This is a genomic window from Nesterenkonia sphaerica (genome assembly GCF_005771565.1).
Lineage (GTDB): Bacteria > Actinomycetota > Actinomycetes > Actinomycetales > Micrococcaceae > Nesterenkonia > Nesterenkonia sphaerica.
Genome location: NZ_VAWA01000030.1, coordinates 1 through 10,246, shown reverse-complemented (window position 1 = coordinate 10,246; position 10,246 = coordinate 1). Strand labels below are relative to the sequence as shown.

At 64.0% G+C, this 10,246-nt stretch carries 9 protein-coding genes and 1 pseudogene; 8 read left to right on the top strand and 2 right to left on the bottom strand.

The annotated features are described in order from the left end of the window. Positions 1 to 95 precede the first annotated feature (95 nt). Positions 96 to 776 carry a TetR/AcrR family transcriptional regulator gene (locus FEF27_RS12585; RefSeq protein ID WP_243729240.1) on the bottom strand — a complete coding sequence of 227 codons (681 nt, stop codon included), beginning with the start codon at positions 774 to 776 and terminating at the stop codon, positions 96 to 98. Between the two features lie 76 nt (positions 777 to 852). Between FEF27_RS12585 and FEF27_RS12580 the strand changes: the two genes are divergently transcribed. The 8 genes from FEF27_RS12580 to FEF27_RS12545 all read left to right on the top strand — a co-directional run bounded on the left by FEF27_RS12580 (position 853) and on the right by FEF27_RS12545 (position 9,014). Next, complete coding sequence (locus tag FEF27_RS12580; protein WP_138171229.1) at positions 853 to 1,548, top strand: DUF998 domain-containing protein; 696 nt, start codon at positions 853 to 855, stop codon at positions 1,546 to 1,548. A 656-nt stretch (positions 1,549 to 2,204) separates the two neighbouring features. Next, positions 2,205 to 5,036 carry a hydrogen gas-evolving membrane-bound hydrogenase subunit E gene (gene mbhE, locus FEF27_RS12575; protein ID WP_138171228.1) on the top strand — a complete coding sequence of 944 codons (2,832 nt, stop codon included), beginning with the start codon at positions 2,205 to 2,207 and terminating at the stop codon, positions 5,034 to 5,036. Next, positions 5,033 to 5,473 (top strand): sodium:proton antiporter, encoded by a 441-nt coding sequence (locus tag FEF27_RS12570; RefSeq protein ID WP_138171227.1) that lies wholly within the window; start codon positions 5,033 to 5,035, stop codon positions 5,471 to 5,473. The genes mbhE and FEF27_RS12570 overlap by 4 nt, the downstream gene beginning before the upstream one ends. Continuing rightward, complete coding sequence (locus FEF27_RS12565; protein ID WP_208009878.1) at positions 5,470 to 7,041, top strand: monovalent cation/H+ antiporter subunit D family protein; 1,572 nt, start codon at positions 5,470 to 5,472, stop codon at positions 7,039 to 7,041. Before FEF27_RS12570 ends, FEF27_RS12565 begins: the two co-directional genes overlap by 4 nt. Next, positions 7,038 to 7,433: a Na+/H+ antiporter subunit E gene (locus tag FEF27_RS12560; protein WP_138171226.1), complete on the top strand. Its 396-nt coding sequence runs from the start codon at positions 7,038 to 7,040 to the stop codon at positions 7,431 to 7,433. Before FEF27_RS12565 ends, FEF27_RS12560 begins: the two co-directional genes overlap by 4 nt. Next, positions 7,430 to 7,780, top strand: coding sequence for an MrpF/PhaF family protein (locus tag FEF27_RS12555; protein ID WP_138171225.1), 351 nt, complete (start codon positions 7,430 to 7,432; stop codon positions 7,778 to 7,780). The genes FEF27_RS12560 and FEF27_RS12555 overlap by 4 nt, the downstream gene beginning before the upstream one ends. Continuing rightward, positions 7,777 to 8,136, top strand: a complete 360-nt coding sequence (locus FEF27_RS12550) for a cation:proton antiporter (RefSeq protein ID WP_138171224.1) — start codon at positions 7,777 to 7,779, stop codon at positions 8,134 to 8,136. The genes FEF27_RS12555 and FEF27_RS12550 overlap by 4 nt, the downstream gene beginning before the upstream one ends. A 50-nt stretch (positions 8,137 to 8,186) precedes the next feature. Next, entirely contained in the window at positions 8,187 to 9,014 is an 828-nt protein-coding gene (locus FEF27_RS12545; protein WP_138171223.1) for an undecaprenyl-diphosphate phosphatase, read from the top strand. On the opposite strand, the pseudogene FEF27_RS12540 reads toward FEF27_RS12545, so the two are convergent. Next, positions 8,994 to 9,989 (bottom strand): annotated as a pseudogene (locus FEF27_RS12540) (TerC family protein); the annotation flags it as partial. The gene FEF27_RS12545 and the pseudogene FEF27_RS12540 sit on opposite strands and share 21 nt — an antisense overlap. Between the last annotated feature and the right edge of the window lie 257 nt (positions 9,990 to 10,246).

Genomic DNA, 10,246 nt, shown 5'->3' with positions numbered 1-10,246 from the left:
ATACCCTGACCGAATCAACCGATACTTATACCCCCCGTACACAAACTACTTGACAAGCCCCAAGACGGCGGTCCAAGTCAGCGGGAGCTCCGCCATCAAGTGTGCCTCCTGCCGCGGGCCTCCGGCCCATACGCCGCGAGGAAGGTAGTGACTCCCGCGATCGCCGTGGCAACCAATGTGTCCGAGTCGGTGCCTACATCGTGGCTGTGGAACAACGCTCGGTCTAGCGGGGCCCCGATAGTGAGGTAAGCGAACTGCTCGGCTGCCAACTCAGGGTCTGGGGTGTGGAGCCGTCCCTGCTGAGTGAGTTCGCCGAACTCGATCGCCAGCGTCGCGATCACCCGGCCCGGTGCTCGTCGATAATAGTCGGCAGCCAGGTCAGGAAATCGGTGAGCCTCGCCGATGATCAGGCGCCGGAGCCTGACGACGCCATCTCCGATGACGCTACTAGCAAGCCGGGCAGCCAGGTCCTTCAGGGAAAGCTCCACCTCCGCAGCATCGGCAAGTTCCCTCACCGCCTCGTTAATGAACTCGTCTACAAACGACGTCACAGCCAGTACTACTTCGCGAAAAAGCCCCTCTTTATCCGGAAAGTTGTTGTACACAGTTCGCTTCGATACGCCCGCGACCTCGGCAATGTCATCCATCGTGGTCGCTGGATAGCCCTGATTCAGAAAAAGCGTCGTGGCTGCATCTATGATCGCTCGCCGGGAACGTGCGATTCGTGGATCCATCGCGGAGAGGGTCGAGGTATCGATGCGTCTTCCCTCAGCCATGAAGCTACGATAACCTACACTGACCAGTGTAGAAATGCTCGCGGTGTCGCGGTCAAGGATGGAACGGAAAGCCGCAATGGAAGCGCCCAGGAAAGAGACTGGATTTGACCGAGCTGCGGCAATTACTCGGTCGTTACTGGGCTACGGTGTGCTGGCCGGAGTGTTCTACGTAACGCTCGGGCTTGGCCAGGCGTTCATGCGTGACGGGTTCGACCTGTCCCGACACAGCCTAAGCCTCCTAGCCAACGGACCTTGGGGATGGGTACAGACACTCAACTTTGCGGTGACTGGGTTGATGGTCTTGGCGGCCTCTGTCGGAATTGCGCGAGCGCTGCGGCCGGCTCGCCTCGCGCTGACCCTTGTGGCAATCTACGGCGGAAGCCTGATCGTCGCAGGCGTCTTCCCCGCTGATCCGATGGACGGGTTTCCACCGGGGGCTCCGACGGGCGCGGCAGATGAGATGTCGACAGCAGGCTTCGTTCACCTCGCTGCTGGGGGTATTGGGTTCGTTGCGCTCGCCGCTGCCTTTGTGGCGCTAGGGGCCTCGTTCGCTGCCCGCGGGCACACCACCATGGCCAGGAGCAGCCGACTTTCGGCCGCTGTCCTGCTGCTGGCCTTTCTCGCGGGAGCAGCGACCGCTACCAGCATCCTCGGGGTGGTTCTCTTGTGGATTGCAGTCCTTGTCGGTTGGGGATGGCTAGCCACCACCTCAGTTGCGCTCTACCGAGCTGTCCCCCATCCTGACCTCCACCGTCGGCCTCAAACTCCCTGATGCATAACAGCAATCAGAAAACCCCTAGCCGTTGTCGCTCTGGCTAGGGGATTCACTCGTGGACCTGATGGAGCACTGCGAGAACAGGCGACGGCGAATCTCGGAGCTTGTTTCCGCGTGGAGTCAAGCCAATCTCATAGAGAACGAGCTACTCGACGAGCGGGATGACCTCCGTGTCGAGGCTGTGGCAGAACCAATGAGACGGTCTCGAACACCACTCACCGAGGCGGACGTGGACGCTATGCGAACAGCGAAGGCCAGCGGCGTGAGTGTCACCGTATTGGCCAAGCGGTTCGGAGTCCATCGGGGAATGGTATGGGCCAAGACTCGATAGTTCTGATGGAGTTGCGGCCCCATCTTGCCAACGGCAGCGCTATCGGGTGAAGTAACCAGGTCTCAACCACATCCGACCCACCCGAACCCACGACCATCACGGGGGCGCGCTGGGCATTCTTCGCTGCGGCACTGCTGGCCCTTGCAGGAAGCCCCTACCGGCCATCTCTCAACCACGTCAGGGGTCTTTGGACGGGAGGGAATAGAAGAACTGTCCCGTCCGTTGTAGCTTATTAATCCCTGGATGAGTCTTTGATGCGTTGCTGCGTATGTGCAGCGCTACCAGGACGACACCCCGCCGAACCTGACGGAAGGACGTGCTGTTGACGCTGCTGTTTGCCCTGATCACGATGATTGCAGCAGTGCTTCTTGCGCGGCCGTTGTCCTATCGGTGGGGCCGCAACGCCGGATACCCCATCGCAGGACTGTTCCTAGTATCCCTTGCACTGGTGCTCAGCGATGCGCCCAAAGTACTGGCAGGCGGGACAGCCACCGGTGAATGGATGTGGATCGAGAGCTTCGACATCGCTCTGCGGCTGCATCTGGACGGGCTGAGCCTGGTCTTCACGGTCCTCGCCCTGGGTGTGGGTGCGCTGATTATGTCCTACTGCGCCCGCTACCTCAGTGAGGAATACGACCACGGCAGGCTCTACATGCTGCTGAGCCTGTTCGCCACCGCCATGCTGGGCATGGTCCTCTCTGCAGACATCATCACGCTGTTCGTCTTCTTCGAGATCACCACGCTATGCTCGTTCTTCCTGATCGGTGCCCAGGGCTTGCATCAGGCTCGGCCGGCCACCCGAGCTTTCGTGATCACCGCCTCCGGAGGGCTGGCGCTGCTGACCGCGGTGCTGCTGCTGTGGCATGTCACTGGCACCACCAATCTCACTGAGATCCTCGACGACGCCGGCACCGTCACTTCCTCCCCTTACGCCCCGTGGATCGGTGGGTTGATCATCTACGCGGCGATGACCAAGTCGGCCCAGTTCCCCTTCCACTTCTGGCTCCCGGATGCGATGGTCGCCCTGACCCCGGTGAGTGCCTACCTCCATGCCGCCACTTTGGTGAAGGCCGGGATCTATGTGCTGATGCGTTTCTCTGAGCCCTTCACTGACTTCTGGTGGTGGACCACCGTGCTGGTTCTCGTCGGACTGATCACCACAGTCATCGGGGCGGTCTTCGCTCTGCAGCAGCATGACCTCAAAGCTTTGCTGGCCTATTCCACGGTTAGTCAGCTGGGATGGATCGTCGCGCTGATCGGCGTGGGAACCCATCAGGCCCTCGGTGTGGCCGGCCTGCACGCCTTCTCCCACGCACTCTTCAAAGCCACGTTATTCATGCTGGTCGGCGTCATCGATAAGGAAGCCGGGAGCAGGGACATCCGTGAGCTCTCTGGGCTTTACCGGGTGATGCCCTTCACTGCGGTGCTGACCGCGCTGGCTGCGATGTCCATGGCAGGGCTGCCGCCCTTCCTGGGGTTCGTCTCCAAGGAGGAGGGCTACTACGCCTTCCTGGAGCTGCCTGGGCACTGGGGCTGGATCGTCGGCGCGATAGCTGTAGCCTCGGCAGCAGTGACCTTCGCCTATAGCTTCCGGCTGCTTTGGGGAGCCTTCGCCGGGCCCACCCAGCAGCGGGGTCTCTACGACGCGGCCCCCTCCTTCCTGGCTCCGGCGGCTGTCCCTGCGGTGGCGGGGCTGCTCCTGGGCCTCTTCGTGGCCTACCTGAACCCATTGTTCGACCGCTCAGTCCAGGCCACCGTGCTCTCAGAGGATGCCTACGTCGGGCTGAGCTTGCTGCCGGAGTCGATTGCCTCACCCGCGCTGTGGATGTCCGTGACCACCGTGGTGCTGGGTCTGGGGCTCTTCGCAGCCCGGGAACCGGTGGACCGTGGTCTGCAGCGACTGGTGCTGCCAGTCAGCGGGGTGAAGGTCTACGACGCCGCCTACGCTGCTGTACTGAGGTTCTGCAATTGGATTGCCCGCCCGGCTCGTTCCGGGGCACTGGCTGCGCACCTGCTCTGGCCGTTGGGGACAGTGGCCGCACTGGCTCTGGCAATACCGTTGACTGGCGGGATCGAGGTCACCGATCCGCCAGCATCGCGCCCTGAAGACTGGTTCGTCGTGGGGCTGACCGTCCTGGCCGTCGTGGGGCTGTGCGTGACCAGGTCCAGAATCGGGGCAGTGGCGATGATGGGGGTCATCGGGTTCTTGGTTGCCGGCTGGTTCATCCTGCTGGGCGGAATCGACCTTGCCCTGACCCAGATGACAGTGGAAATCCTCACCGTGGCGGTGGCCGTGCTGATCCTGCGCCGGCTACCGGAGACCTTCTCTCCGGTGAGCATGCTGCGCCGTAGTGGGGCCCTGGCAGTGGCTGTGGTTCTGGGTCTGATAGCAGGGGCAGCCACCTGGGTGCTGACCGGTCAGCGCCAGGCAACCGAGGCCGCCCAGTGGTACATCGATGAGACCGAAAGAGCCGCAGGCGGCACCAACCTGGTCAACTCAATCCTGGTGGACTTCCGCGGCCTGGACACCTTCGGGGAGATGACCGTGCTGGCCGTGGCCGCTATCGGCCTGCTGGCCCTGCTGCGCGGGGAAGCACCGGCTGATGAGAAGGCCCGCACCATGGACCTTCCCGGGGACAAGACGGTGCTGAACACCGCCCGGAAGATCTTGGTGCCGCTGATCGCCGCAGTTGCCCTGTGGCTGCTATGGCGCGGTCACTACGAGCCCGGCGGAGGCTTCGTCTCCGCTCTGGTGGCCGCTCTCGCGGTGGTAATCGCCCGCCTGCCCCGCTCCGCCGAGCACCCTTCCCGGCTGCGGCCCACCGCACTATTAGCCGCCGGGCTCATCGTGGCCATCGCAGCCGGAACCCTCGGACTGCTCCAGGGCTCCTTCCTCAGCCCGATCACCGGCAGCCTCGAGATCGGAGCCTTCTACCAGGGGCTGACCACCTCACTGATCTTCGACCTCGGCGTCTTCTTCACCGTACTCGGACTGGTGGTCGCCGCCCTGGACCGATTCACCCGTGGTGCCGTCCCGCATAGCGACCGGCTGGACCCCGCTGCGACACCCCCGCCTGATGCAGCAGAACCCCGCACTGACCAGGCCCACCCCGCTGACAATCAGCCCACCGTTGTGGAAGGAGAACCCCGATGAGCGCCGCCGTCTTGGTCACCGTGCTTGTAGCAGGAGGGGTGTACCTGATCCTGCAGCGCGAACTGGTCCGAGCCGCACTGGGTTTCGTGCTGATCGGACACGCCGCTAACATCATCATCCTCGCCGCCGGGGGCCAGCGGGACCGCGAACCCGCCTACGTCGGGGAGGGTATGCCCACCGATGGGCTCTCCGACCCGCTGCTGCAGGCCTTCACCCTCACCGCCATCGTGATCACCTTCGCACTGACCGTCTACCTCTTCGCCCTGGCCGGTCACGGCGGAGACGAGGACGGCAAAAACTCAGACGCCGAACCATCAGATGCCGATGAAGACCACGGCACCGTCGTAGACGCCCCATCCACTTCAGGGGAACCGGTAGGCACTACCAGCACCGGGGATCAGCCGACCGGCCGCACCGACGGAAAGGAGCACGCATGAACCCCGAAGTGCTCTCCGCCACGCTGCCGGCTTACCTGTGGCTGCCCATCCTTATCGCCGCAGTAACCCTGCTGGCCAAGAGAGCGAAGGACCTGCAACGATTCCTCGCCCTCACCACCCATACCCTGATCCTGGGCGGTGCACTGATCAGCATCACTGCGGTCAGCGACGGCACGGTGATCGCCGAACAGGTCTCCGGATGGGTTCCGGGGATTTCCATCCCTTTCGTCCTGGACACCTTTGCCGGGCTGATGCTGGCAGTAGCCGCCCTGATGGTGCTCGTCTGCAGCGTCTTCGCCATCTTCACCGGCGACGACGCTGATCCCTATTTTCACCCACTGGTGCTGGTGCTCTCCGCAGGGGTCTATGGAGCCTTCCTCACCGGGGATCTGTTCAACCTGTTCGTGATGATCGAAGTCGCCCTGATCCCCTCCTATGTGCTGCTGACCCGCAGCGGTAAGGCAACGGCGATGACCGCCGGGAGGATCTACTTCGGCGTCAACCTGCTGGTCTCAGCGGTGCTGCTGGCCGGGATCGGGCTGGTCTATGGCACCGCCGGGACCGTGAACCTGGCAGAACTGGCCGGAGCCGCCACCGAATCGACCCCGGTGGCACTGGCTACCGGGGTGGTGCTGCTGGCCCTGGGCGCGAAAGCCGCTTTAGTCCCGGTGCACACCTGGCTGCCACGGTCCTACCCCTTCGCCTCGGTGGCCGTCACGGCCCTGCTCTCCGGGCTGCTGACCAAGATCGGGGTCTACGGGGTTTTCCGGATCTATGGGTTGGTCTATGAGGGCACCGGGCTGGAGACCGTCTGGCTGGTAGTGCTGCTGGCCACCATGATCATCGGAGTCTTCGGTGCCCTGGGCGAGTCCGGGATGCGTTCGATCCTCAGCTTCCATATGACCAGCCAGGTCGGCTACATCATGCTGCCTCTGGCTTTCTTCGGGCCCCTGGGGATGGCAGCTGGGATCTTCTACATGATCCACCACATCATTGTGAAGGCTGCCCTCTTCCTCGCCTGCGGAGCGGTGGAACACCACGCCGGCACCGGCAAGCTCGCCCAGCTGGGCGGCTATGCCCGCCGGGAGCCGTGGCTGGGGTTGGTGTTCATCCTGGCTGCCCTCTCCTTGGTCGGTATCCCGCCGCTGTCGGGCTTTGTGGCGAAGATGTCGCTGATCCACGCCTCCATGGAGGCCGGGCTCTACCTTGCCGCGGCCTGCGCTGTAGTGGTCAGCCTCTTCACCCTGCTGTCGATGCTCAAAATCTGGAACGGAGCTTTCTGGGGGTCTGATCCCGAACCGCCGAAACAACGAGTGCTGACCTCCTCATCGGCGACCGCTCCGGATGCCACCGACCCCGCCGCGGGCAGGCTGCGCCGCAAGTTCGTCAGGACTGCGCCCACCAGTCTGGATCGCGTCCCTCGCCGGCTGATCCTGCCGGGTGCGGTACTGGTGCTGTGCACCGTGGGGATCGGATTGGGCGCACAGGCGCTCATGGACCTTGCTATCACCGCAGCCGAGGGACTCACCGATACCACCACCTACACCGAGGCGGTGATGCACCCATGACCAAACCCCTGATCAAGACCTTCAGACGGCTCATCCGGCTTCCCGGCTTCCTGATGTGGTTCATCTGGGAGATGCTTCGGGCCAACTGGCAGGTTGCCGCAGACATCCTCACTCCCGGAAGCTCACTGACACCGGCGATCGTGGCCTACCGTACCCGGGAGCTCACACCGAAGGAGGTTACCGCGCTGAGTAACCTGATCACCCTCACCCCCGGCACCCTGACCATCGACATCGACGAACCCCCCGGCCAAGGTCAAATCCTCTACGTGCTGGGCCTCTACGCACCCCCCACACCGGAAGCCTTCCACACCGAACTCCACGAACTTGAAAACAAGCTACTGGGCATCACCCGCGTCAGCACAGGCGGCGAGCAGAAGGAGGCACGCCGATGACACCTCAACAACTGCTCACCTACGAGATCCTCGGCATACCCATCGGCTGGGCCGCTCTGGCACTGTTAGTCCTTACCGTCCTGCCGGCCATCTACCGGGCAGCACGCGGCCCTGCGGAGGCTGACCGCGCCATCGGCGCTGACCACGTCTTCTTTGTCCTCGTCGCATCCCTGGCCATGCTCGGCCTGCTCTGGGAGCGCCATCTGCTGATGGACCTCGTGGTGGTCGTGACCCTGATCGGGTTCATCTCCGCACTGATCCTGGGGCGCTACCTTGGCCGCAGCCGATCCGCAGCAAAAACCACAGAGACCGCAGCAACCACGGCCTCGGCAGGTGATGCCGAATGAGCGCCCTCGACCTCCTGGAGACGGCACAGGCCATCACAGGGGCAGCCCTGCTGGCTGGTGGTATCGCGCTGTTCGTGGTCGCTGGCGTAGGACTGGCCCGCTTCCCCGACCCTTATACGCGCCTGACCGCTGTCACCAAATCTGGAACCCTCGGCCTGGTGCTGGTACTGCTGGGCGTGATGGTCAGCGATCCCAGCCTGGCTACTGGCATCAAACTCGGACTGGCCATCCTGCTGCAGCTGCTCACCGCCCCTATCGGTGGGCTCTCCCTCAGCCGTGGAACGTTCCGCTCCGGAGCCGCTCTGCCGCGACCCTTGCAGTACGACGAAATGAGCGAGCAACGCAGCAAACTATAGATGCCGCGTCAGAGGGTCAGTACGTCATGGGCTACCGGTAAAATCACCTGGTGCTATGGATCGAAGCGATCATTCTCGGCCTGGTCCAGGGCCTCACCGAATTCCTCCCCATCTCCTCGTCCGCTCACCTGCGGATCGTGGGGGAGTTCCTGCCCGGTGCCCAGGATCCAGGCGCGGGGTTCACCGCCATCACCCAGCTCGGCACCGAAGCGGCGGTGCTGGTGTTCTTCTGGCGCGATATCGTCCGTATCCTCACCGCCTGGTTCCGAGCGGTGCTCGGCCGCGGCTCCCACAACGACCCCGACGCCCGGATGGGCTGGCTCATCATTGTGGGCACCATCCCGATCGTGGTGCTGGGCCTGCTGCTGGAGGACTACATCATGTCCACGTTCCGCAGCCTGTGGCTCGTGGCGACCATGCTCATCGCCTTCGGCATCCTGCTGGGCTTCGCCGACCACATCGGCACCCAGCGCAAACCCCTGGAGCGGCTGAGCATCCGGGACGGCATCATCTTCGGCTTCGCCCAGGCGATGGCGCTGATCCCCGGGGTCTCCCGGTCCGGGGGCACCATCACCGCCGGCCTGCTCATGGGCTACACCCGTGAGGCCGCCGCCCGGTACTCATTCCTGCTGGCGATCCCCGCCGTGTTCGGGTCCGGGCTCTACAAGCTGGCCGGGGCGTTCGGGGTGCAGTCCGGCCCGTACACCATGGGGCAGACCATCCTGGCCACCGCGGTCGGCTTCGTGGTCGCCTACGTGATCATCGGTTGGTTCCTCGCCTACGTGTCCCGCAACAGCTACAACCTGTTCGTCGGCTACCGGATCCTGCTGGGCCTCTTCCTCTACATCATGCTCAGCTTCGGCATCATCAACGCCTGACCCGGCGCGACGCCGGGTGGCCAGCAGAGACGCCGCCACGGTCACGGCCAGAACACCCAGGATGACCAGCAGCGACGTCGTCGTGCTCACCTCCGGGACGTGCACCGGCTGCCCGCCATTGATGAGCGGCAGCTGGTTCTCGTGGAGGGCGTGGAGCACCAGCTTCACCCCGATGAACCCGAGGATGACCGTCAGCCCGTAGGACAGGAACACGAGCCGGCGCACCAGGCCGTCGATGAGGAAGTACAGCTGCCGCAGCCCCATCAGGGAGAACGCGGTGACGGCGAACACGATGAACGGCTCCTGGGTGAGTCCGTAGATCGCCGGGATCGAGTCCAGGGCGAACAGGATGTCCGTCCCGCCGATCGTGAGCATCACCAACAGCATCGGGGTCGCCAGCCGGCGGCCGTCCACCCGGGTGGTGAGCCGGTCGCCGTCGTACTGCTCGGAGGTGGGCAGCCAGCGGCGCAGCAGCCGCACCATGCCGCCCTCCCCAGGCTCCTGGTGGGGGCCGCCGGACAGCTCCCCGCACAGCAGGTTCGCCGCAGTCACCAGCAGGACAGCGCCGAAGATGTAGAACACCCCGCTGAACATCTCAATGAGACCGGCCCCCAGCAGAATGAACCCTGTCCGGGAGATCAGGGCCAGCACAATCCCGAACAGCAGCACCTTCTGCTGATACCGGCGAGGCACCCCAAAGCTGCTGATGATGATCAGGAACACGAACAGGTTGTCCACCGAAAGGGCCTTCTCCGTCAGATACCCGGCGTAGTACTCCAAGGCAGGGTCAGGGCCGGCCATGAACAGCATGAGCAGCCCGAGCAGCAGGCCGAGCCCCACATACACGCCCGACCACACGGCGGCCTCACGCAGGGTGGGCTCGTGGGCCTTGCGCACATGGGCGAAGAAGTCGAAGAGCAGAAGCCCGACGACGCCGATGATGGTGAGGATCCAAGCGATGAGGGGGACGTCCACGGCGAGAGCCTTTCGGGGAGCACGACGGAATGGGGCATCGTCGCGAGTCTCTCCGCCCGCAGGCCCTCAGGCCGGCGAACCGCTGCCTCCGGCGGAGGCCCAGGGCCTCTGCGTGCTGACGTCCGCAGCGCGGGATACTCCCTCGCTCCCCACATCGTACTCCTACTACCAACAGTCCCCAAGAAGTCGACGAGGGTTAGAGCCAGTCCTCCCTCTGGATGGTTATCTGGCTCTTCGCGTTTGAGGGTGTAGAGGCA